Annotated in this window: 19 protein-coding genes; 10 read left to right on the top strand and 9 right to left on the bottom strand. The window is 70.0% G+C overall.

Going from position 1 to position 22,845, the window contains the following annotated elements; genetic code table 11:
• Window positions 1–53: 53 nt before the first annotated feature.
• The 4 genes from OG766_RS22900 to OG766_RS22885 all read left to right on the top strand — a co-directional run bounded on the left by OG766_RS22900 (window position 54) and on the right by OG766_RS22885 (window position 6,066).
• A complete protein-coding gene (locus OG766_RS22900) occupies window positions 54–1,460 on the top strand; it encodes a class II fumarate hydratase (protein WP_266382428.1) in 1,407 nt (468 codons plus the stop codon).
• 74 nt (window positions 1,461–1,534) lie between these two features.
• Window positions 1,535–2,200 (top strand): cytidylyl-2-hydroxypropylphosphonate hydrolase, encoded by a 666-nt coding sequence (gene fomD / locus OG766_RS22895; RefSeq protein ID WP_328726092.1) that lies wholly within the window; start codon window positions 1,535–1,537, stop codon window positions 2,198–2,200.
• Between the two features lie 356 nt (window positions 2,201–2,556).
• Window positions 2,557–4,467, top strand: a complete 1,911-nt coding sequence (locus tag OG766_RS22890; protein ID WP_266382423.1) for a SpoIIE family protein phosphatase — start codon at window positions 2,557–2,559, stop codon at window positions 4,465–4,467.
• A 135-nt stretch (window positions 4,468–4,602) separates the two neighbouring features.
• Entirely contained in the window at window positions 4,603–6,066 is a 1,464-nt protein-coding gene (locus tag OG766_RS22885; protein ID WP_266382421.1) for a catalase, read from the top strand.
• An 87-nt stretch (window positions 6,067–6,153) separates the two neighbouring features.
• Here OG766_RS22885 and OG766_RS22880 read toward each other — a convergent pair whose 3' ends face one another.
• Window positions 6,154–8,457 carry a transglycosylase domain-containing protein gene (locus OG766_RS22880; protein WP_266382418.1) on the bottom strand — a complete coding sequence of 768 codons (2,304 nt, stop codon included), beginning with the start codon at window positions 8,455–8,457 and terminating at the stop codon, window positions 6,154–6,156.
• 300 nt (window positions 8,458–8,757) lie between these two features.
• Here OG766_RS22880 and OG766_RS22875 point away from each other — a divergent pair, with 300 nt between their 5' ends.
• Both OG766_RS22875 and OG766_RS22870 read left to right on the top strand, forming a co-directional pair.
• The gene (locus OG766_RS22875) at window positions 8,758–9,696 is read left to right on the top strand and encodes an SPFH domain-containing protein (protein WP_266382415.1); all 939 of its coding nucleotides are present in this window, start codon (window positions 8,758–8,760) and stop codon (window positions 9,694–9,696) included.
• Window positions 9,642–9,911, top strand: a complete 270-nt coding sequence (locus OG766_RS22870) for a hypothetical protein (protein WP_266382412.1) — start codon at window positions 9,642–9,644, stop codon at window positions 9,909–9,911. The genes OG766_RS22875 and OG766_RS22870 overlap by 55 nt, the downstream gene beginning before the upstream one ends.
• Before the next feature lie 47 nt (window positions 9,912–9,958).
• On the opposite strand, the gene OG766_RS22865 is transcribed toward OG766_RS22870, so the two are convergent.
• Entirely contained in the window at window positions 9,959–10,915 is a 957-nt protein-coding gene (locus OG766_RS22865) for a LysR substrate-binding domain-containing protein (protein WP_266382409.1), read from the bottom strand.
• 131 nt (window positions 10,916–11,046) lie between these two features.
• Here OG766_RS22865 and OG766_RS22860 point away from each other — a divergent pair, with 131 nt between their 5' ends.
• Complete coding sequence (locus OG766_RS22860; RefSeq protein WP_266382406.1) at window positions 11,047–11,601, top strand: peroxiredoxin; 555 nt, start codon at window positions 11,047–11,049, stop codon at window positions 11,599–11,601.
• 2 nt (window positions 11,602–11,603) lie between these two features.
• Window positions 11,604–12,137, top strand: coding sequence for an alkyl hydroperoxide reductase (locus OG766_RS22855; RefSeq protein ID WP_266382404.1), 534 nt, complete (start codon window positions 11,604–11,606; stop codon window positions 12,135–12,137).
• A 120-nt stretch (window positions 12,138–12,257) separates the two neighbouring features.
• On the opposite strand, the gene OG766_RS22850 is transcribed toward OG766_RS22855, so the two are convergent.
• The 5 genes from OG766_RS22850 to OG766_RS22830 form a co-directional block, all read right to left on the bottom strand.
• Entirely contained in the window at window positions 12,258–12,995 is a 738-nt protein-coding gene (locus OG766_RS22850) for a hypothetical protein (protein WP_266382402.1), read from the bottom strand.
• A complete protein-coding gene (locus OG766_RS22845) occupies window positions 12,992–14,356 on the bottom strand; it encodes an AI-2E family transporter (RefSeq protein WP_266382399.1) in 1,365 nt (454 codons plus the stop codon). Before OG766_RS22845 ends, OG766_RS22850 begins: the two co-directional genes overlap by 4 nt.
• A 125-nt stretch (window positions 14,357–14,481) precedes the next feature.
• Window positions 14,482–15,177 (bottom strand): transglycosylase SLT domain-containing protein, encoded by a 696-nt coding sequence (locus OG766_RS22840; RefSeq protein WP_266382396.1) that lies wholly within the window; start codon window positions 15,175–15,177, stop codon window positions 14,482–14,484.
• Between the two features lie 393 nt (window positions 15,178–15,570).
• Window positions 15,571–16,893 carry a PhoH family protein gene (locus OG766_RS22835; RefSeq protein ID WP_266382393.1) on the bottom strand — a complete coding sequence of 441 codons (1,323 nt, stop codon included), beginning with the start codon at window positions 16,891–16,893 and terminating at the stop codon, window positions 15,571–15,573.
• 452 nt (window positions 16,894–17,345) lie between these two features.
• Window positions 17,346–18,107, bottom strand: coding sequence for an isoprenyl transferase (locus OG766_RS22830; protein WP_266382391.1), 762 nt, complete (start codon window positions 18,105–18,107; stop codon window positions 17,346–17,348).
• Window positions 18,108–18,217: 110 nt separating this feature from the next.
• Between OG766_RS22830 and mgrA the strand changes: the two genes are divergently transcribed.
• A complete protein-coding gene (mgrA, locus tag OG766_RS22825) occupies window positions 18,218–19,255 on the top strand; it encodes an L-glyceraldehyde 3-phosphate reductase (protein WP_266382390.1) in 1,038 nt (345 codons plus the stop codon).
• 290 nt (window positions 19,256–19,545) lie between these two features.
• On the opposite strand, the gene OG766_RS22820 is transcribed toward mgrA, so the two are convergent.
• The gene (locus OG766_RS22820) at window positions 19,546–19,935 is read right to left on the bottom strand and encodes a winged helix-turn-helix transcriptional regulator (RefSeq protein WP_328726091.1); all 390 of its coding nucleotides are present in this window, start codon (window positions 19,933–19,935) and stop codon (window positions 19,546–19,548) included.
• A gap of 98 nt (window positions 19,936–20,033) precedes the next feature.
• Here OG766_RS22820 and OG766_RS22815 point away from each other — a divergent pair, with 98 nt between their 5' ends.
• A complete protein-coding gene (locus OG766_RS22815) occupies window positions 20,034–21,212 on the top strand; it encodes a winged helix DNA-binding domain-containing protein (RefSeq protein WP_266382385.1) in 1,179 nt (392 codons plus the stop codon).
• Between the two features lie 58 nt (window positions 21,213–21,270).
• On the opposite strand, the gene OG766_RS22810 is transcribed toward OG766_RS22815, so the two are convergent.
• Window positions 21,271–22,845: a DUF2079 domain-containing protein gene (locus OG766_RS22810; RefSeq protein ID WP_328726090.1), complete on the bottom strand. Its 1,575-nt coding sequence runs from the start codon at window positions 22,843–22,845 to the stop codon at window positions 21,271–21,273.

The raw sequence follows: 22,845 nt of genomic DNA, 5'->3' as shown, positions 1-22,845 counted from the left end.
ACTTGGGAATACGCAGAACAAGACAAGTGCTCACCTTTGCAGGAGGTTTGGAGATGTCCGACACGAGCGACAACGCAGGCCGGTACCGGATCGAGCACGACTCCATGGGCGAGGTGAAGGTGCCGGAACACGCCAAATGGCGTGCCCAGACCCAACGCGCCGTGGAGAACTTCCCGATCTCCGGAGAACGGCTGGAACGCGCCCATATCGAGGCCCTGGCCCGGATCAAGGCGGCCGCCGCCAAGGTCAACGCGGAGCTGGGCGTCCTCGACGAGGACATCGCGCGGGCCGTCCAGGACGCGGCGGAGGAGGTCGCCCTGGGCCGCTGGGACGAGCACTTCCCGGTCGACGTCTTCCAGACGGGCTCGGGGACGTCCTCCAACATGAACACGAACGAGGTCCTGGCGACCCTGGCCGGTGAACGCCTCGGCCGCGACGTCCACCCCAATGACCATGTCAACGCGTCGCAGTCGTCCAACGACGTCTTTCCGTCGTCGATCCACATCGCGGCGACGGCTGCCGTGACCAGGGACCTGATCCCCGCGCTCGATCACCTCGCCGCGGCGCTGGAACGCAAGGCGGACGAGTTCGCCGACGTGGTGAAGTCCGGCCGCACCCATCTGATGGACGCGACCCCGGTCACGCTCGGCCAGGAGTTCGGCGGTTACGCGGCGCAGATCCGCTACGGGATCGAGCGGCTGAACGCCTCGCTGCCACGGCTCGCGGAACTCCCCCTCGGCGGTACGGCGGTGGGCACCGGCATCAACACACCGCCCGGCTTCCCGGCGGCGGTCATCGCGGAGGTGGCACGGGCGACCGGACTGCCGCTGACCGAGGCGCGGAACCACTTCGAGGCACAGGGCGCGCGCGACGGGCTGGTGGAGACCAGCGGTCAGCTCCGTACGATCGCGATCTCGCTCACCAAGATCTCCAACGATCTGCGCTGGATGGCGAGCGGCCCGCGCACCGGGCTCGCCGAGATCGCGCTGCCCGATCTGCAGCCCGGTTCGTCGATCATGCCGGGCAAGGTCAATCCGGTCGTCCCGGAGGCGGTCCTGATGGTCGCCGCGCAGGTCACGGGCAATGACACGACGGTCGCGGTGGCCGGCGCGGCCGGGAACTTCGAACTGAACGTCATGCTGCCGGTGATCGGGAAGAACCTGCTGGAGTCGGTGCGGCTGCTCGCGAACGTCTCCCGGCTGCTGGCGGACCGGACGGTGGACGGGATCACGGCCGATGTGGAGCGGGCACGTGAGTACGCCGAGTCGTCGCCGTCCGTCGTCACCCCGCTGAACAAGTACATCGGGTACGAGGAGGCCGCCAAGGTCGCGAAGAGGTCCCTGGCCGAGCGCAAGACGATCCGTGAGGTGGTGCTGGAGGGCGGCTACGTGGAGCGCGGCGCGCTGACCCTGGAACAGCTCGACGAGGCGCTCGACGTGCTCCGGATGACCCGCCCCTGAACGGTTCGGCGAGGTCACGCCCCGCCGTGATCTGCACCGCAGCGCCGGGACTCCCCCGCGCCTAAGATCTGCGCATGACAGCATCGGCGGGCTTTCGGCACTGGGCGCCGGGGGAGCAGATTCTCTGGCGGTATCGCGGCAACGGCTCCGCCGATGTGCACATCTGCAGGCCGGTGACCGTGGTGCGGGACACCGAGGAACTGCTCGCGGTGTGGATGGCACCCGGCACCGAGTGCGTGAAGCCGGTGCTCGCCGACGGCACGCCCGTGCACCATGAGCCGCTCGAGACCCGGTACACCGTGCCCCGCACCACCGTGCGGGCCCACTGGTCGGGCACGGGGGTGCTGAAGCTGGCCAGACCCGGCGAGCCCTGGTCGGTGTGGCTGTTCTGGGAGCCGGGCTGGCAGTTCAGGAACTGGTACGTCAACCTGGAGGAGCCGCAGTTCCGTTGGTCCGGCGGCGTCGACTCCGAGGATCACTTTCTGGACATCGCGGTGCAGCCGGACCGCAGCTGGCGCTGGCTGGACGAGGACGAGTTCGCCCAGGCCCGGGCGGCCGGTCTGATGGACGCGGGCCTGGCCCGGCGGGTACGGGCGGCCGGGCGTGACGCGGTCGACGTGATCAGCGCCTGGGGCGCCCCGTACTCGGACGGCTGGGAGGACTGGCGGCCCGATCCCCGCTGGCCAGTACCGCAGCTGCCCGTCGACTGGAATCGCACTCCGGAGCGCACGTCCGCATGACGACGCCGTGAGACCCTTGATGCGCCCCCGGGGTTCAAACGTAGGATCGTCCTCCGCAAGGCTGCTTCGCATCAACGAATGAGCACAGCGCAGGAACTGACCGTAAGTCATCACGAGGGGGACTGAACCGTGCCGAATGTGCGCCCGGATCGCCCTCGTTCTGTCGACGGCTCGCCCGGATTGGGTATGGGCTATATCGACCATCCAGGGGCGTTGCCGTCCCGGACACCGGGCGGCTCCGCCCGGCGGCCCGGGGAACCGCGGCGCAGCCACGATCGTCACCGCCCCCGGACGCGTACAGCGGCACCCGAGGCAATCGCCTCGCACCACCGGCCCGGACGGACGGAATCCCAGGCGTGACGGAGCATCCCACCTCCCACGAAGGCCGGCAGCCCGTGGCTGCCCGGCCGCAGGAACGCACCCGGCCGCAGGAACGCACGCGGCCGCGCGAGGAGGCCGCCGCCCATACCCCGGTGCCGGCGGCGGGCGGCGCGGTCCCGCCACAGCCGCCCGGTCCCCCGGGGCCGCCGCAGGACCCCGCGGGGGTGGCGCGGCGCGAGGGCGACCGGCTCCGTTTCGTCGGGGCGGCGACCCGCAGGATCGCGCGCGGGATAGACCTGGACGAGATCGTGCTCGGGCTGTGCCGGGCCACGGTGCCCACGTTCTCGGACGCGATCCTGGTCTATCTGCGCGATCCGCTGCCGGTCGGCGACGAACGGCCGGTCGCGCCGTTCGTGTTGCGGCTGCGCCGTACCGACCGGCTGCGTTTAACCGACGAGGACTCCGAGGGCGCCTTCATGAGCGGGGCCCTCCAAGTGCCGGTGCTCAGCACTCCGGCCGACGTGGCGCCGGCCGCGGAGCTGTGCGAGGTGGTGACGGGAGGGGCGCTGGCCGAGGTGCTGCGGGGCGTACGTCCCGTCTTCGGCGACTCCGCCGCCGCCCGCGCCGCCCTGCCCGAGCTGCTCGGCGACGGCAAGACGCTGCCGACGGGACACCGCTCGATCCTGGCTCCGCTCCGCGGCCGCCGGCGGGTCATCGGTGCCGCGATCTTCCTGCGCCGCCCGGACCGGCCCGCCTTCGAGCCGAACGATCTGCTGGTCGCGGCCCAGCTGGCCACGCACACCGCGCTCGGCATCGACAAGGCCGTGCTGTACGGCCGTGAGGCGTACATCGCGGACGAGCTGCAGCGCACGATGCTCCCTGAGGGCCTGCCGCAGCCGACCGGTGTGCGGCTCGCCTCGCGCTATCTCCCGGCCGCGGAGACGGCCCGGGTCGGCGGCGACTGGTACGACGCGATCCCGCTGCCGGGCAGCCGGGTCGCGCTCGTCGTCGGCGATGTCATGGGCCACTCCATGACCTCGGCCGCGATCATGGGCCAGCTGCGGACGACGGCCCAGACCCTGGCGGGGCTGGATCTGCCGCCGCAGGAAGTGCTGCACCATCTCGACGAGCAGGCGCAGCGGCTCGGCAGCGACCGCATGGCGACCTGCCTGTACGCCGTCTACGACCCGGTCTCGCACCGCATCACGATCGCGAACGCCGGCCACCCGCCGCCGATACTCCTCCATCTCGGCGGCCGGGCGGAGGTGCTGCGGGTTCCGCCGGGCGCCCCGATCGGCGTCGGCGGGGTGGACTTCGAGGCCGTCGAGCTGGACGCGCCCGCCGGGGCGACGCTTCTCCTGTACACCGACGGGCTGGTGGAATCGCGGCTGCGGGACGTGTGGACCGGCATCGAGCAGCTGCGCGAGCGGCTGGCCGCGACCGCGCAGCTCACCGGGCCCGATCACCCTCCGCCGCTGGAGGCCCTCTGCGACGACGTGCTGGACGTGCTCGGCCCGGGTGACCGGGACGACGACATCGCCCTGCTCGCGGCCCGTTTCGACGGGATCGCTCCGAGCGATGTCGCGTACTGGTTCCTGGAGCCGGAGGACGCGGCACCGGGCCGGGCCCGGAGGCTGGCCCGCAGGGCACTGGCCCGCTGGGGCCTGGAGGAGCTGTCGGACTCGGTGGAGCTCCTGGTCAGCGAGGTGGTGACCAATGCCGTGCGGTACGCGGAGCGGCCGGTGACGCTGCGGCTGCTGCGTACCGACGTCCTGCGCTGCGAGGTCGGTGACGACTCTCCTCAGTTGCCCCGGCAGCGGCGGGCTCGCGACACCGACGAGGGCGGCCGTGGGCTGTTCCTGGTGAACCGGCTGGCCAGAAGGTGGGGCGCCACGCGGCTGTCGACGGGCAAGGTCGTCTGGTTCGAACTGCCCACCCACGCGTGACCCTATGTGACCATCGGCCCATGGGGAGTCCGAGTCTGGACCCAGTCCGAAAGTTGCCGACTTCGCATCTGCGGCGTTGACTGGGGTACACGGCCGAAGCGACCAGATTTCCCCTCGATCGATGGGAGGACGCTCGTGACCGAGTCACGCCCCAAGGCTCCGTACACGACGAACAACGCCGGCATCCCCGTGGAGAGCGACGAACACTCGCTCACCGTGGGATCCGACGGCCCGATCCTGCTCCAGGACCACTACCTGATCGAGAAGATGGCCCAGTTCAACCGTGAACGGGTCCCCGAGCGGGTGGTGCACGCCAAGGGGTCGGGAGCGTACGGCACCTTCGAAGTCACCAATGACGTCAGCCAGTTCACCAAGGCCGACCTCTTCCAGCCGGGCAGGCGCACCGAGATGCTGGCCCGCTTCTCGACGGTCGCGGGTGAGCAGGGCTCCCCCGACACCTGGCGCGACCCCCGCGGCTTCGCACTCAAGTTCTACACCGAGCACGGCAACTACGATCTGGTGGGCAACAACACGCCGGTCTTCTTCGTCCGTGACACGATCAAGTTCCAGGACTTCATCCGGTCGCAGAAGCGCCACCCGGCCACCGGGCTGCGCAACAACGACATGCAGTGGGACTTCTGGACCCTGTCCCCCGAGTCCGCGCACCAGGTCACCTGGCTGATGGGCGACCGGGGCATCCCGAAGACGTACCGGCACATGAACGGGTACGGATCGCACACGTACATGTGGATCAACGGCGCGGGTGAGCGGTTCTGGGTGAAGTACCACTTCAAGACCGACCAGGGCATCGACTTCCTCACCCAGGCCGAGGCCGACGAGCTGGCCGGTTCCGACGGGGACAAGCACCGCCGTGATCTGTACGAGTCCATCGAGTCCGGGAACGCGCCGTCGTGGACCCTGAAGGTCCAGATCATGCCCTTCGAGGACGCGGCGGACTACCGGTTCAACCCGTTCGACCTGACCAAGGTGTGGCCGCACGGCGACTACCCGCTGATCGACGTCGGCCGGATGACCCTGAACCGGAATCCGGAGGACTACTTCATCCACATCGAGCAGGCCGCCTTCGAGCCGTCGAACATGGTGCCGGGCATCGGCCCCTCGCCGGACAAGATGCTGCTCGGCAGGCTCTTCTCGTACCCGGACACCCACCGCTACCGGATCGGCCCCAACTACGCGCAGCTGCCGCCCAACCGGCCGCGCGCGGCGGTCAACTCGTATGCGAAGGACGGCCCCATGCGGTACACGCCGTCGAACGCGTCGGTGCCGTACGCCCCGAACTCCTACGGCGGCCCGGCCGCGGACTTCGGACAGTTCGGCGACCCGGCGGGCTGGGCCGCGGCGGGCGAGATGGTGCGCGAGGCGTACAAGCCGCACAGCGAGGACGACGACTGGGGCCAGCCGGGCACGATGGTCCGCAAGGTCCTCGACGACGCGGCCCGCGACCGGCTCGTGTCCAACGTCAGCGGTCACCTGAAGCAGGGCGTGTCGCGCCCCGTGCTGGACCGGGCGGTGCAGTACTGGCGCAACATCGACAAGGAGATCGGCGACCGGATCTCCAAGGAGGTCAACGGAGGCTGACGGCCTGAGGCCGGCGGCCGACACGCGGAAGGGCCCGGCGCCGAGGCGCCGGGCCCTTCCCACGTCCACCCCGGGGGTGCCGGGAGGTTACGACTGCGGTGGCCGGATGCCTGCCGTCGTGCCGCTCGTCGTGCCGTCCGTGGTGCCACCGTCGTCGGTGCCACCGCTGTCCGTACCGCCGCTGTCGGTGCCACCGCTGTCCGTACCGCCGTTGTCGGTGCCCCCGTTGTCCGTACCGCCGTTGTCGGTGCCGGAGCTGTCGCCCGGCTTGGTCGGCGGGTCGTCCGACGGGGTCGGGTCCGTCGGACGGCTCGGACGGTCGTCCGGGTCCTTCGTCTTCGTCGGCTTGTCGTCCGGCTTGTCGGGCTTCTCGGTCTCCGACGGCGTCCCGGTCGGGGTCGACGGGGTCTCCTCGACCACGGGCTCGGCGGCCTCCAGGTCGAACTCCTCGTCGGAACCACCGCCGAGCGCACCGGTGGTGTAGTGCTGCCAGATCTGGGCGGGTACGCCGCCACCGTTGGCACGGCCCTCGTTGATCGTGTCCGTCAGCGTGACCTGCTTGCCCTTGGGGTCCTCGCCGAAGAGTCCGACGGCGGTGACGAGCTGGGGCGTGTAGCCGACGAACCACGCGGAGCGGTTGTTCTCCGACGTGCCGGTCTTGCCCGCCGCGAAGTAGTCGCCACGGGCGTTCTGGCCCGAGCCGTTCTTCACGACGCCCGTCATGGCCTGGGTCACCGTGTCCGCCGCCTCACGGCTGATCACCTGGTCGCCGCCCTCCTCAGCGGGCTCCGCGGAACGGGTCCGGTGCTCGGCCGACTTCACGATCGACGGCACGACCTCCTTGCCGTGGTTGTCGAGGGTCGCGTACACCCTGGCCATGTCCCAGGGCGAGGCGCCCATCGTGCCGAGCGACATCGCGGGCCGGACCGGCCAGCCCTCGCCGTCGTGCATGCCGAGGGCGAGCGCGGTCTTCTTCACCTTGTCGGGGCCGACGTCCACGATCATCTGGGCGTACACCGAGTTGATCGAGCTGTTGGTGGCGCGCTGGACGGTGACCGGGCCGTAGCTGCGGTCGTCCTCGTTCTCCGGCGCGAAGGCGACGTCGCTGCCCTCGACCGGACGCTTGCTCGTGCCGTCGTAGACGGTGCCCAGGCCGATCGGCCGCTCGTCCTGGGTCACCGACCTGTTCTCCAGGGCCGAGGCGAGGACGATGGGCTTGAAGGTGGAGGCGGGCTGGTAGTCCCGCCGGGTGGCGTTGGACAGCCAGTGCTCGGTCGCTCCGACACCGCCGTACAGCGCGACGACCTTGCCGGTCTTCGGGTCGATGGAGGTCGCGCCCGCCTGGACGGTCGCGTCCCGCTTGTCGCCCTCGCGGTCGAGCTTCTTCTCCAGCTGCTCGTCGACGGCCTTGACCAGCGCCTTCTGCCGCTTGCTGTCGATGTTCAGCGTGATGGTCCAGCCGCCGGCCTTGATCTGGTCCTCGCTGACGCCCCTGCGCGCCAGCTCGGCGTTGGCCGCCTCGACGATGTAGCCGGTCTGGCCCTCCATGCCGGGTGCGGCCTTCGGGGGCTTGGGCTCGGGGAACGTGAGCTTCGCGCGCTCGGAGGCGTCCAGCCAGCCCTCCTCGACCATGTTGTTCAGCACGTAGTGCCAGCGCTCGGTCACCAGCTTCTTGCTGGTCGGCGAGGCGATCGCCCAGTCGTACTGGTTCGGGGCCTGGAGCAGCGCGGCGAGATAGGCGCCCTGAGCCACGGTCAGTTTCTGCGCGTCCGTGCGGTAGTACGCCTGGGCGGCGGCCTGGATGCCGTACGCGCCGCGTCCGTAGTAGCTGGTGTTGATGTACCCGGCGAGGATCTCGGTCTTTTCCTTCTCCTGATCCACCTTCAGGGAGATCACCAGCTCCTTGAGCTTGCGGGTGACCGTCTGTTCCTGGTTCAGGTAGTAGTTCTTGACGTACTGCTGGGTGATGGTCGAACCACCCTGCTTGCCCTTGCCGGTCAGGGTGTTGAGGACACCGCGGGCCGTGCCCTTCAGGTCGACGCCGGAGTCCTTGTAGAAGGTCTTGTTCTCGGCGGCGACGAACGTGTTCTGGACCTCTGTGGGGATCTTGTCCAGGCCGACGATCTCACGGTTGATCTTGCCGGAACGGGTGAGCACGGTGCCGTCGCTGTACTTGTAGACGTTGCTCTCCATCTCGGCCTGTGCGTTGGCCGAGGGCACCGGCACGAGCAGATAGATGATGAAGAACGCGCCCATCACCAGCAGGCAGAAGGTGAAGAACGCACCCAGCAGCTTCTTCCAGGTGAAGAAGCGCCGTATGCCTCCGCCTCCGGCTTTGCCCGCCCGGCGCGCACCGCGCTGCCGGGCTCGTCGCGCTTCCGCTCGGCCCATCGCTCCGTTGCTCCGCTCTGTGTTCCGCGCTCGTCGTCGTTCGTCGTCGTTCGTCGTACGTCGTTCGGGGTTCGTCGTGGTTCGTGCGCCGGCGGTCGTCGCCAGATCAGCTCAGCAAACTAACACCGCTCGTACAGACAAAGGACAACTGATCCGGTCTTTTCCGGACGTGACAATCAGCACCCGTCTCAAAAGGAACCGACTCACGAGAGGTGCGGAGGGTTGCCAGCCGCGATAATGTGTAATCACATTGATAGCCATCGGGTCGCAGCGGGCGACCCGCGGAACGGGGGAGGCATCATGCCTGCGACCAGCACATCCCTTCATCACGAGGACACGGACGGGACGTACGGGACGGGGATCCGGGAGTTCGCGGCCGGCAGCATCGGCGGCGGCCCGGCCCTGCTGATGGGACTGGCGGGCGTGGCACTCGGCGCCGCCCTGGGCGTGACGGGCGGCACATTGGATTCGGCGGCCGCGAAGACGGCTCTGATCGTGGTCGGACTGCTCACGGTGATAGCCGCGGGCATCGCCATGACCGGACTGAACATGATCGCGCCGGGCGAGGCCCGCGTCGTGCAGCTCTTCGGCCGCTACCGCGGCACGATCCGCACGGACGGCCTGCGCTGGGTGAACCCGCTGACCACGCGCGAGAAGATCTCGACCCGGGTCCGTAACCACGAGACGGCCGTCCTCAAGGTCAACGACGCGTACGGCAACCCGATCGAACTCGCAGCGGTGGTCGTGTGGAAGGTCGAGGACACCGCGCAGGCCATGTTCGAGGTGAACGACTTCCGCGAGTTCGTCTCCACCCAGACCGAGGCGGCCGTACGGCACATCGCGATCGAGTACCCGTACGACGCCCACGAGGAGGACGGGCTGTCGCTGCGCGGCAACGCCGAGGAGATCACCGAGAAGCTCGCGACGGAACTGCACGCCCGGGTGGCGGCCGCGGGTGTCCAGATCATCGAGTCCCGCTTCACGCATCTCGCATACGCTCCGGAGATCGCCTCCGCGATGCTCCAGCGCCAGCAGGCGGGGGCCGTCGTCGCGGCCCGCCGGCAGATCGTGGACGGTGCGGTCGGCATGGTGGAGGCGGCACTGGCGCGGATCTCGGAGGAGGGCTTCGTGGAACTGGACAACGAGCGCAAGGCGGCGATGGTGTCCAACCTGATGGTGGTGCTGTGCGGGGACCGCGCCGCACAGCCGGTGCTCAACACGGGCACGCTCTACCAGTGACCCGTCCCGAACGGAAGCAGGTGCTGCTGCGGCTCGATCCGGCGGTGTACGAGGCGCTCGCGCGCTGGGCCTCCGACGAGCTGCGCAGCACCAACGCGCAGATCGAGTTCGTGCTGCGGCGGGCCCTGTCGGAGACGGGGCGCCTGCCGGGGGGCGTCAACCCGATCCCCCGGCGCGGCCGGCCCCCGAAGACCCCGCCGCCGGGCGACTCCTGACCGCGGCTTCGGCACGGAGCCCCGGCACGACCTGCGGACGGAGTGGGTCAGCCGGCCAGGACGCGTACCGGAAGGTCCGCCAGGGCCTCCCGGAGCGCGACCGCGAACTCCTCGAACTCGCCCTGGCGGGCCGCGCCCGTGCGCATCGCCAGGGCGATCCGCCGTGCCGGGGCGGGATCCGCGAAGTACCCGGTCGCCAGGACGGGACTGCGGCCGGTCTCGACCTCGACGGCGGTGCGCGGCAGCAGCGTCACCCCGAGGCCGCCCGCGACCAGCTGCACCAGCGTGGAGAGCCCGGCGGCGGTGGTCGTCACCGGCGTCCCGTCGGTGCGGCCCGCCTCCCGGCAGATGTCGAGGGCCTGGTCACGCAGGCAGTGACCCTCGTCGAGCAGCAGCAACGGGAGTTCCTTGAGCGCGTCGCGCGGAATGTCCTGGCGACCGCCCAGCCAGTGGTCGCCGTGGGTGACGAGCACGAAGTCCTCGTCGAAGAGGGACAGTTCGGTCACTCCCGGCACGCCGAGCGGCACGGCGAGCAGCAGCAGATCCAGCCGGCCCGCCGCGAGCCCCTCCAGCAGGGACGACGTCTGCTCCTCGTGTACCTGGAGGTCCAGCTCCGGATAGCGCTCGTGAACCAGCCGGAGCACGATCGGCAGCAGATACGGCGCCACGGTCGGGATCACACCCAGCCGCAGCACCCCGGTGAACGGCGCCCGTACGGCCTCGGCCTCCTCCAGCAGCTCGCCGACCGCGTCGAGGACCGCCTTCGCCCGGACCGCGAGCCGCTCACCGGCGGGCGACAGGAGCACCTTGCGGGTCGTACGCTCCAGGAGCTGGACACCCAGTGCCTCTTCCAGCGCCGACACGGCGCCGGAGAGCGCGGGCTGACTCATCCCGATTGCGGATGCCGCGTCCCGGAAGTGCAGATGCTCGGCCACGGCCGCGAAGGCACGCAGCTGCGCCAGGCTGGGCTGCTTGCCCCGGTTCACCGCATTCGTCACGGCCACTGATAACCTCCTCCGATCACGGCGACCAAGTCTAGCTATTTCTGTGATCAATGCACTCTGTGCCAGGGTGGAGATCCGTCCAACCCCCCGGAAGCCCCCACAAGGGGCGTTCCCCCCTGCAAGGAGAGCGTGTGCTCACTGTCGGTGACCAGTTCCCCACCTTCGAACTGACCGCCTGCGTCTCGCTGGAGAGCGGCAAGGAGTTCGAGGAGATCACCCACAAGTCCTACGAGGGCAAGTGGAAGGTCGTCTTCGCGTGGCCCAAGGACTTCACCTTCGTCTGCCCCACCGAGATCGCCGCGTTCGGCAAGCTGAACGAGGAGTTCGCCGACCGTGACGCCCAGATCCTCGGCTTCTCCGGCGACTCCGAGTTCGTCCACCACGCCTGGCGCAAGGACCACGACGACCTGCGTGACCTGCCCTTCCCGATGATGGCCGACTCGAAGCACGAGCTCATGCGCGACCTCGGCATCGAGGGCGAGGACGGCTTCGCCCAGCGCGCCGTCTTCATCGTGGACCCGAACAACGAGATCCAGTTCACGATGGTGACCGCCGGCTCCGTCGGCCGTAACCCCAAGGAGGTCCTGCGGGTCCTCGACGCCCTGCAGACCGACGAGCTCTGCCCCTGCAACTGGACCAAGGGCGAGACGACCCTCGACCCGGTCAAGCTGCTGGCCGGTGAGTGAGCATGGCTCTCGATGAGCTGAAGTCCGCGCTCCCGGACTACGCCAAGGACCTGAAGCTGAATCTCGGTTCGGTGATCGGCAACAGCGACCTCCCGCAGCAGCAGCTGTGGGGCACGGTCCTGTCCTGCGCGATCGCCTCCCGCTCGCCGATCGTGCTGCGCGAGCTGGAGCCGGAGGCCAAGGCCAACCTGTCCGCCGAGGCGTACACGGCCGCCAAGTCGGCCGCCGCCATCATGGCCATGAACAACGTCTTCTACCGGACCCGGCACCTGCTGTCGGACCCGGAGTACGGGACGCTGCGCGCGGGTCTGCGGATGAACGTGATCGGCAACCCGGGCGTCGAGAAGATCGACTTCGAGCTGTGGTCGCTGGCCGTCTCCGCGATCAACGGCTGCGGTCAGTGCCTGGACTCGCACGAGCAGGTCCTCCGCAAGGCGGGCGTCGAGCGCGACGTCATCCAGGAGGCCTTCAAGATCGCTTCGGTGATCCAGGCGGTCGGTACGACGCTCGAGGCCGAGGCCGCCCTGGGCGGCTGACGCCGCACACGTATGACGAAGGCGCCCGCGCCCGGCTCCGTGCCGGGCGCGGGCGCCTTCGTCATGCCCGTATGTCCGTATGTCCGTTCACCGCTCGCACGGGGCGTGTCCGTTCACCGCTCACACGGGGCGCCGGAGCTCGTCCATCAGCGCCTGCGTGTCCGCCATGACATGGTCCTTGAGCGACAGGAGTGCCTGGACGCCCCGCTGCCGCTCCTCACCGTTCTCGATCGTCGTGTCGTCGTACGGGAAGCTGACGTCGACCCGGAACACGGCGCGGCCGTCGAGCACCACGAGTTCGAGCACCGGGAACTCCTCGGCGGGGACCAGCACATAGGCACGCTCTCCGATGCCCTCGACGCGCTCGGCCCTGCGGAGGTCGCCGTCACCCGCGGCCGGAAGGTGCAGGGCGTCGAACTCCGCCTCGGGGTCGGTCTCCTTGTGCAGCTTGTACGTGATCGAGACCCCGTAGTCGAGGCCGTCGCTCTTCCGGCCGAGCTGGAAGTCGCAGTACGAACGGTCGAGCGTGACGTGCTCGGCGACCGACGTCGTGATCTCCTTCTTGTTCTTGCTGCCGAGCGCCCCGCCGAGGGCCGTGAACTCCGCGTCCAGGCACAGATTCCGGCTGACGCGGTAGCCCCCGAGGTCGGCGGCCCGGTGCTCGTACGCGTACAGTCCCCCGGCCCACACCGCCGAGGCGGCCACCGCTCCGCCGAGCGCCCACAGCCAGGGGCGCCGGGACCGCGCGGGCGCGGTCGGCGGCGGCCTGTCGGACGATCCGGCTCCGCCCGCCACGACGTCACCGGTGCGCGGCGCCGGGACGACGGTGCCGCCCACCAGCTCCGGCTCGGATATCACTTCGGCTCGTCTCCCTCGGGGGGCGAGGCCGGGGGCGAGGGCAGGGGCGGAGGCGGCGCGCTGGGCGCCACCTCGATCGCTGTCACGCCGTGCGGCGCGGGGCCCATGTGCACGGGGTACCGCTGTCCGTACGCGCGCAGATAGCCGACCACGGTGTTGGTCACCGCCACCAGCGGTACGGCGACGACGGCACCGCCGATGCCCGCCGTCAGGCCGCCCGCGGCGACCGCGAGGACCACCGCCAGGGGATGGACCCGTACCGCGCGGCCGAGGATGAACGGCTGCAGCACATGGCCCTCGAGCTGCTGTACGGCGAGCACCACGACCAGCACCATCAGCGCCGTGAACACGCCCTGGGTCACCAGCGCGACGACGACCGCGAGGGCTCCCGACACGACCGCGCCGACGAGCGGGATGAAGGAGAAGAGGAAGATGAAGACGGCCAGCGGCACGGCCAGTGGGACGTCGAGGATGTAGACCCCGAGACCGATGAAGATCGCGTCGATGAGGGCCACCACCACCGTGCCCCGCACATACGCGGTCAGTGTCCGCCACGCCCGCGGCCCCGCGCCTGCCACGCCTGGCCTGGCGTGAGCCGGCACCAGCTTCAGCGTCCACTGCCAGATCCGCTTGCCGTCGTACAGCAGGAAGAGCGTGGAGAACATCGTGAGCAGTATGCCGGTGAGGATCTCGACCATGACGGTCACGCCCTGCAGACCGGCCGAGGTGATCTCCTCGGTGTTGGTGCCGATCGTGTCGCTCAGGTTCTTGGCGATGTCGTTGATCTGCTGCTCGGTGACATGGAACGGGCTGTCCAGGAGCCAGCGTTTGAGCTCCTCGATGCCGTCCTTGACCCGGTCCGCGAGATTGTCCAGGTTGTCCAGAACCTGCCACACGACGAACCAGCCGACCAGGCCCATGATGACGAAGCCCAGGATCGCGGTCACGGCGGTGGCGAGCCCGCGCGGCAGCCCGAGCCTCCTGAGCCGGGCCACGGTGGGCTGGAGCAGGGCCGTGATCAACAGGGCGGCGACGAAGGCGAGAACGACGAGCTGCACCGCGCTGATCGCCTTCATCAGCACCCAGAGGGTGCCGGCGAGGACGAGCAGCCGCCAGCCGGCCTCGGCCGCGACGCGCATCCCCCACGGGACCGCGGAGGCGGGGTCGGGTCTGTCGACGACGGCCGGGACGGCGGGAGCGTACGAGGGCGGCAGGGGGACGGTGCCGGGCTGCCGGCCGGCCGGCGACTCCTCGTCGCCGTTGCCGTTGCCGGCGGCCTCGGCCCGGCGCTGCGCCAACCGCTCCTCCATCCGGGTCAGTCGGGCCCCGAGCCGGCCGAGCCACCCTGGCATGTTCGACATGGTGCTTTCTTCCTCTCCCCCCGGGTCCGCCACGACCGTACACGCACGCAGCCCCTCACCGTAGGACGGTGAGGGGCTGCGCGGAGTTGAGCGCCCGGAACGTTCCGGGACCCGGGGGCCCGGTACTAGTACCAGTGGTTGGCCTGCCAGAACGACCAGGCGCCGCAGGGGCTGCCGTAGCGGTCGTTCATGTAGTTGAGGCCCCACTTGATCTGGGTGGCCGGGTTGGTCTGCCAGTCGGCACCCGCCGAGGACATCTTGGAGCCGGGAAGGGCCTGCACCAGACCATAGGCACCCGAGGACGGGTTCTGGGCCCGGTAGTTCCAGCTGGACTCGTGGTCCACGATGTTGCTGAAGCACTGGAACTGGTCGCCCGGGATCATCTGGCGTGCCATCGCCTGGACCTCGGAGACGCTGTAGGAGGCCTGGGTCGCGAAGCTGGAGGCGTCACGGACGGCGGAACGGCTGGCCCGCTCCTCCGCCTCCTTCGCCTCGGCCTCACGCTCGGCCTTCTCGTCAGCGGCTTCCTTCTTGGCCTGGGCGTCCTTGGCGGCCTGGACCCGAGCCGCCTCCTCGGCGGACTTCCTCGCGGCCGCGTCGGCGGCAGCCGCCTGCGCGTCGGCCTGCTGGGTCAGGGATGCGACCTGAACCTGGGCCTGCTCACCGACGGGGATGTCTGCGAGGAGCGTCGCGTCTGCCGCGGTCGTCTCCAGGTTGTCGCCGTTGACGGGGTTGCCCGAGGCAACGCCCACGACAGCGCCGACTGTGGTGACTGCGGTGGCGGACGCCACTGCGAATCCCCGGACCGAGATCCGGCTCACACGGTTTCCTTCCAGCATCGCCCGCACAGGTGACCTCGCGGACGCAATCGTGCCCCTGGCACTGGCACTCCCCATTACTAGGTCACGGGAGGCACGGGCCCGGTGGGCAACTCCCTTGCGGGAGTGCCGCGTGGTGCTCGGGCGGCATACGGCGGCATCTGTGGAGTTGTGTGGTGCCGCACCTCTGGAGGTGCGCATGTGCCGCATGCGGGGCCTGACGGAACCCAGACTCTGCCGGATGCCGACACCGCAAGGCAATTCATCGCTGCGTGTGAAAGCTCACACCTCGTTTGTCTCGGCAGTTTTACGGAAAGAGGCGCGCAGCACGACGCCGCCCGGCTAGGCTCCTGCGCTTCGCCGGGCGGCGCCAACTCTCGAGCCGGACAACGGACGTCAGATCGGACCGTCCTCCAGCATTTCGGTCACCAGCGCGGCGATCTGCGAGCGCTCGGAGCGGGTGAGCGTGACATGCGCGAAGAGCGGATGGCCCTTCAACTTCTCGACGACGGCGACGACTCCGTCGTACCGGCCGACCCGCAAATTATCCCTTTGCGCCACATCATGGGTCAGAACGACCCGCGAGTTGGCCCCGATACGGGACAGAACGGTCAGAAGGACATTCCGTTCCAGGGACTGGGCCTCGTCGACGATGACGAACGCGTCGTGCAGCGACCGCCCACGGATGTGGGTGAGCGGCAGCACCTCCAGCATGCCGCGGCCGAGCACCTCCTCGATGACCTCACGGCCGGCCACCGCGGACAGCGTGTCGAAGACCGCCTGCGCCCACGGACTCATCTTCTCGGCCTCGGTGCCCGGCAGATAGCCGAGCTCCTGCCCGCCCACGGCGTACAGCGGCCGGAAGACCATCACCTTCTGGTGCTGCCTGCGCTCCAGCACCGCCTCCAGGCCGGCGCAGAGCGCGAGCGCGGACTTTCCGGTGCCGGCTCTGCCGCCCATGGAGATGATGCCGATGTCCGGGTCGAGCAGCAGATCGAGGGCGATGCGCTGCTCGGCGCTGCGGCCGCGGATGCCGAAGGCCTCGCGGTCACCACGGATGAGCCGGACATTTCCCTCGGCCGTGACCCTGCCGAGCGCCTTACCCCGCTCGGACTGGAGGACGAGCCCGGTGTGGACGGGCATCTCGGCGGCTTCCGGAACGTACAGGCTCTCCTCTTCATAGAGGATGTCCACCTGTTCCCCGGCGAGGGCCAGTTCGGACATTCCGGTCCAGCCGGAGTCCGTGATGGCGAGCTCCGCCCGGTACTCCTCGGCGAGGAGGCCGACCGAGGAGGCCTTGATGCGCAGCGGCAGGTCCTTGGAGACGACGGTGACGTCGTACCCCTCCGCCTGCAGATTGCGCGCCACCGCGAGGATCCGTGAGTCGTTGTCACCCAGCCGGTAGCCGGCGGGAAGCACCCCGGGGTCCGAGTGGTTGAGCTCGACGCGGAGGGTGCCGCCGAGGTCGCCCATCGGAATGGGTGCATCCAGACGGCCGTACCGGACGCGGTAGTCGTCCAGCAGGCGCAGCGCCTGCCGGGCGAAGTAACCGAGCTCCGGATGATGCCTTTTGGCCTCCAGCTCCGTGACCACGACGATCGGGAGCACGACCTCGTGCTCGTCGAAGCGTGTCACGGCGTTCGGGTCGGCCAGCAGGACGCTGGTGTCGAGAACGTAGGTGCGCCTGTCGGGCATGCGGCGCTTTGTGCTGTTCACCACGGAAGGACGTACCCCCTCGGCTGAGATCGGGGTGCGACGACGTCGCGGGCGGAAGGACCGGTCTCCGGCCACGATGCACGGGCCGGGCACCGGCCCTCCGTTCCTTCCGTGCTGATCGCACGGTCGTCCTGGCGCAAAGGGCCTCCCGGGCGAGCGGCTCGGTGCCGCGCGCTGTAGAACGGCATCCGGAGCGGGTGTCCGGATGTCGACCTGTCAGGGATATTCCCTCGAACAAGCGAGGCCATGCCATGGCATATGACGACGCGTCGATGAACACCCGATGACCACGCCCGGGAAGGCCGCGGTGGGCCCGCGCCCCGGCGCACAGCGGCCCCGGGACGGATCAACGCGATTCCGCCACCCGGGTGACGGGCGGACCCGCAAGACGCGGGCCCGGGGCGAAGTCCCCTGAAGGCGGGGGTCGCGGAGGTGGCGGGGGTGCCGGCCTCGGTTCAGGAGCCGTAGCGGCGGTGGCGGGCCGCGTAGTCGCGCAGGGCCCGAAGGAAGTCGACCTTGCGGAAGGCCGGCCAGAAGACCTCGCAGAAGTAGTACTCGGAGTGCGCGCTCTGCCAGAGCATGAAGCCCGACAGCCGCTGCTCACCGCTCGTACGGATCACCAGGTCCGGATCGGGCTGACCGCGCGTGTAGAGGTGCGACGCGATCATGTCCGTGTCGACGATCTCCGCGAGCTCCTCGAACGTCGTTCCCTTGGAGGCGTGCTCGAGCAGCAGCGAGCGCACCGCGTCCGCGATCTCCTGGCGGCCGCCGTAGCCGACGGCGACATTGACGAGTATCCCGTCGTTGCCGTCCGTCGCCTGCTCCGCCTCCTTGAGGACGGACTGGGTCTGCGGCGGCAGCAGGTCCAGGGTGCCCACGTGGTGCACCCGCCAGCGGCCGTCGGCCGCCAGATTGCGCACGGTGTTCTCGATGATGCCGAGGAGCGGTCGCAGCTCCTCCTCCGGGCGGTCGAAGTTGTCCGTGGACAGCAGCCACAGCGTGACCACCTCGACGTCCGTCTCGGCGCACCAGCCCAGCAGCTCGGAGATCTTGTCGGCCCCGGCCTGGTGACCCTCGGCCGCCGTGCCGCCCGATGCCCTCGCCCAGCGGCGGTTGCCGTCGAGGACGACACCGATGTGCTTGGGCACCTGGGCGTGGTCGAGGCGGCCTTCCACGCGGCGGGCGTAGAGCCCGTACACCAGGTCGCGCAGGTTCACCGTACTAACCCCTCCGTGTGCGTGGCTGACCCCCGAGTCCGTCACACTACTGCGGTCGGGCCACGGGCACCCAACCCGGCCTGTCACAAGTCCGTGATAAGGAGGGAAGCGTGACTGATTCCCCCTATTACCGCGCAGCCGAGGGCCGCTACGACTCGATGGAGTACCGCCGCACCGGCCGCAGCGGACTCAGGCTTCCCGCCGTCTCCCTCGGCCTCTGGCACAACTTCGGTGACGACCGCACGCTCGACTCGCAGCGCGCGATCCTGCGCCGCGCCTTCGATCTCGGCGTGACGCATTTCGACCTGGCGAACAACTACGGGCCGCCCCCCGGCTCCGCCGAGCTGAACTTCGGGAAGCTCTTCGCCCAGGACTTCGCCCCGTACCGGGACGAGCTGATCCTTTCCACCAAGGCCGGCTATCTGATGCACCCCGGCCCTTACGGCGAGTGGGGCTCCCGCAAGTACCTGATGTCGTCGCTCGACGCGTCCCTGAAGCGGATGGGCGTCGACTACGTCGACATCTTCTACTCGCACCGTTTCGACCCGCACACCCCGCTGGAGGAGACGATGGGCGCGCTGGCGTCCGCCGTCCAGCAGGGCAAGGCGCTGTACGTGGGCGTGTCCTCCTACAAGGCGGAGCAGACCGCCGAGGCGGCCCGGCTGCTGAAGGAGATGGGTGTCCCGGCGCTCATCCACCAGCCGTCGTACTCGATGATCAACCGCTGGATCGAGGACGACGCGCTCCTCGACACCCTCGAGTCGGCCGGGATGGGCTGCATCTCCTTCGTGCCGCTCGCCCAGGGGCTGCTCACGAACAAGTATCTGACCGGCATCCCGGAGGGCTCGCGGGCCACGCAGGGCAAGTCCCTCGACCCCGGTCTGCTCTCCGACGAGGTGCTCCGCCGGTTGCGCGGGCTGAACGAGATCGCGCAGCGGCGCGGGCAGTCGCTCGCCCAGCTGGCGCTGACGTGGGTGCTGCGCGACGAGCGGATGACCTCCGCGCTGATCGGCGCGAGCAGCGTGAAGCAGCTGGAGGAGAACGTGGCGGCGCTGGCCGGACCGCCGCTCTCCGACGAGGAGTTGAAGGAGATCGACACCTTCGCGGTGGACACCGCGGGGACGAACATCTGGGCGGGCCGCGGCTGAACCCTCGCCCGGTCCCGGCCGGGCAAAGAAAACGGGCCGGTCCGTGGGGGGGATACGGACCGGCCCGAGGGGGGGTTTCCACCATAACCCTTCGTAAGGGCCGGCGCGTGCCACGCCATGCCATAACTACTCTCCGAATTCGCCGGACTGCGGCGCGGAGGCGGAAACTCCCGGGATTCCCGGGAGAACGGGGCCTCGAAGGCCGATCCGGCCCCTTACTCCGCACGGGGGACGCACGGCGCCGGGCACCCGGTTGACGCACACGCCATCGGTGCGGCGGGCCGCCCGGGTCAGGCGGCGCTGCCCTTCGGGTGCTCCTTGTTCCGCAGGATCTGGCTCATGAAGTCGTCGCCCCACTGCCCCAGCGGCAGCAGCGCCGTGTTCAGCGCCTTGCCGAGCTCGGTCAGCGAGTACTCGACACGCGGCGGGACCTCCCGGTACACCTCGCGGTGCACGATCCCGTCCGCCTCCAGCTCACGGAGCTGCTGGATCAGCATCTTCTCGCTCACCCCCTGCACGTCCCGCCTGAGCTCCCCGAAGCGCCGTGTCCCGGCGACGTGCAGGGCCCAGAGGATCATCGGCTTCCACTTGCCGCCGACGACGTCCACGGCCGCGTCGAGACCGCAGGTGTAGGAGATCTTGTCCTTCGCCACCGTCAACTCCCCGTTCCGTCCCGACATTTGGTCACTTTCCGATTCGACAGTACTGCATGCGCCGCGCGTGAAAGCGGGATGAAAGCGGACAGTTTCCGGCCTGATGGCCACCTAGGGTCGCCCGTATGACGACGACGCGCCGTGTGACCTGGGCCGAAGCCAACGCCCGCCGCATCGGCCGGCAGCATCTCGCCGCTCCGGCCTCCGCCAAGGGCTCCTCCCCCGCCGCGATCACGGGCGCCATCCTCGGCGCGCACGCCCAGGTGCTGTCCGCCGCCGAGCTGTCGATCGCGCTGCGTCTGGCGGGCTCGACCCGAGCGGACGTACGCGAGGCGCTGTGGACGGACGGCACGCTGGTGAAGACGTACGGGCCGCGTGGCACCGTTCATCTGCTGCCGGCTGTCGATCTTCCGCTGTGGACGGGGGCGCTCTCCGCGATCCCGGCCGGGCCGAACCCGATGCCGCCCGCGTCCCGGATGACGGACGAGCAGACGGAGGAGGTGCTCACGGCCATCGGGGACGTGCTCGCGGAGACCGCGCTGACCGTCGACGAGCTGACCGACGCGATCGTGGAGCGGACGGGCCCCTGGGCCGGGGAGCGGGTCATGGAGGCGTTCCAGGACCTGTGGCCGCGCTGGCGGCAGGTGACGCACCGGGCCGCGCACCGGGGCGTGCTGTGCTTCGGCCCCAACCGCGGCCGCAAGGTCACGTACACCAATCCCCACCACGCCCTGCCCGGGTTCACCCCGATGGACGGCGCCGCCGCGCACACCGAACTCGTACGCCGCTATCTGCACGCCTACGGTCCCGCCACCCCGCAGCACTTCGCGCGGTGGCTCGCGGCGCCCGGGACCTGGGCGGCCGAGCTGTTCGCCTCGCTGGCGGAGCAGGGGGAGATCGAGGACGTGCTGTTCGAGGATGCACCGGGATGGGTCGTGGCGGGCGACACCGACTTCGCGGACGGCCCTGTCCGGGGTGTGCGGCTGCTCCCCTACTTCGACGCGTTCGCGATCGCCTCGCAGCCCCGCGACCTGCTGTTCCCGGGTCGCGCCGAGGAGCGTGCGCTGGCCGGCGGGCAGGCGGGGAACTTCCCGGTGCTGCTCGTGGACGGCACCGTCGCGGGTGTCTGGCACCAGCGCCGCTCGGGCCGCCGGATCGCGGTCACGGTCGAGCCGATCGCGCCCGCAACCCTGACGCCCGCCCGCCTGCGGGCGCTGGAGGAACAGGCGGAGCGGGTGGGCGAGGTGCTGGAGGGCCGGGCGGAGCTGACGGTGGGAGAGGTGACGGTGGGCCCCCACGCGTGAGCCCTCCGGGACGCTTCAGCCGGCCCTCTCACCCTCCTCCTCGGCCGGCTCACCCTTCTCACCGCAGCCCTCGCCCCTCGGCCTTGGCGCCTCGGCCCTCCCCCTCTCGACCGTCGCGCCTCAGCAGGGTGATGCCGTCGCGTGCGGCGACGAGCCGGTAGCCGTACGTCCGCCGCGCCGCGTCCAGCTCGGCCTGCTGCTGCTCCGGGGGATAGGGCCAGTGGCCGGTCTTGTAGGGCCAGGCCTCCGGGGCCCGGCTGTCGTGGATGATCCACTCCGCGGTGGGCCCTGGCAGCCGCTTCCTGTCGTACTCGTACAGATGGCCCTCGACCGGCCACGTCGGGAAGAGCACGACGTCGCAGCGTGAAGTGAGCTGGGGAACGAGCCGGTTGGACGCGGCGACCGTCGCCCCGTCCGGGATGCGTCGCAGCAGGTCGCGTGCCGCCTCGATGTGCGGGGTGGTGCGCCAGGTGGCCCGCTGCGCCAGCTGGGCGAGCGGGAAGGACGGCAGCATCACCACCGTCACGGCGAGGACGATCAGCAGCGAGGCACGGACGTGGCGCGCCATGAGCGGGTGGTCCGACTGCCGGTGGCGGGCGAGGACGTCGATGAGCCCGGCGAAGACGACCGGCATCAGGACGGCGCTGTAGTGGAACGCGGTGCCCCAGTGGAAGCCGTTGTCCGACAGCATCCGCCAGGCGAGTGTCGGTACGGCGATCAGCGAGAGCGGTGAGCGCAGGGCGAGGAGCGCGCTCGGAGCGAAGACGAGGACGAGGGTCATGGCCTTGACGTCCGGGCGGAGCGAGTCGAGCGGCGCGAACGCGATGGTGGCGAGCAGCGAGCCGTGGGCTTCGGCGAGGTTGCCGCCGTGCGCGTATCCGCCGCCCGGGTTGAACGCGGGCAGCAGCAGTTTGATCTCGATCGCGCTGCCGATCAGCCCCGCGGCGGCGGTCACGAGCCCCAGCTTGCGCGGCCCCTTCCACGCGACGTACCCGCCGAGCGCGGCGAGGGTCAGCCCCAGGTCCTCCTTGACCAGCAGCAGCGGCGCGGCCCAGGCGACCGCCTGTCGCCAGCGCTGCCGGCCGAGTGCTTCGAGGGCGAAGGCGAGCAGCGGTACGGCGAGGGCGACCTCGTGGAAGTCGAAGGCGGCGGCCGAGGCGATGCCCCAGCTCGCGCCGTATCCGAAGGCGACGACGTGCGCGGCACGACGGCCGAGTGAGCGCACGGCCCAGCGGGCGAGCGGCACGACGGCGAGCGCGAGGAGCGCGGACTGGGCCAGCAGCAGGCAGAGCGGGGAGGGCCAGAGCCCGTAGAGCGGGGCGAGGACGGCGACGAGCGGATGGAAGTGGTCGCCGAGCAGGTTGAAGCCCTCACCGCGCAACGGGACGACCGGCGCCTGGAGTTGGGCGTAGGCGCGTACGGCCTGCTCGAAGATGCCGAGGTCGTAGCCCGTGGTGCGCAGCAGTTGATGGCGGCGCACGGCGACGGTCGCGTAGAGGAGGAACAGCACCGCCGCCCACCCCCAGGGGAGGAGGGCGGCGGGAAGGCCATCCGCCGGCCGGGCGACGGTGGGAGCCGGAATCGTCCTCGTCTGCGCACGCGAGACCGTCGAATTGTCAGAGAATGTCCCCAT

This window comes from Streptomyces sp. NBC_00259 (assembly GCF_036181745.1).
Lineage (GTDB): Bacteria > Actinomycetota > Actinomycetes > Streptomycetales > Streptomycetaceae > Streptomyces > Streptomyces pratisoli.
The sequence above is the reverse complement of the archived record's forward strand: the minus strand, read 5'-3'. Positions and strand labels throughout refer to the sequence as shown.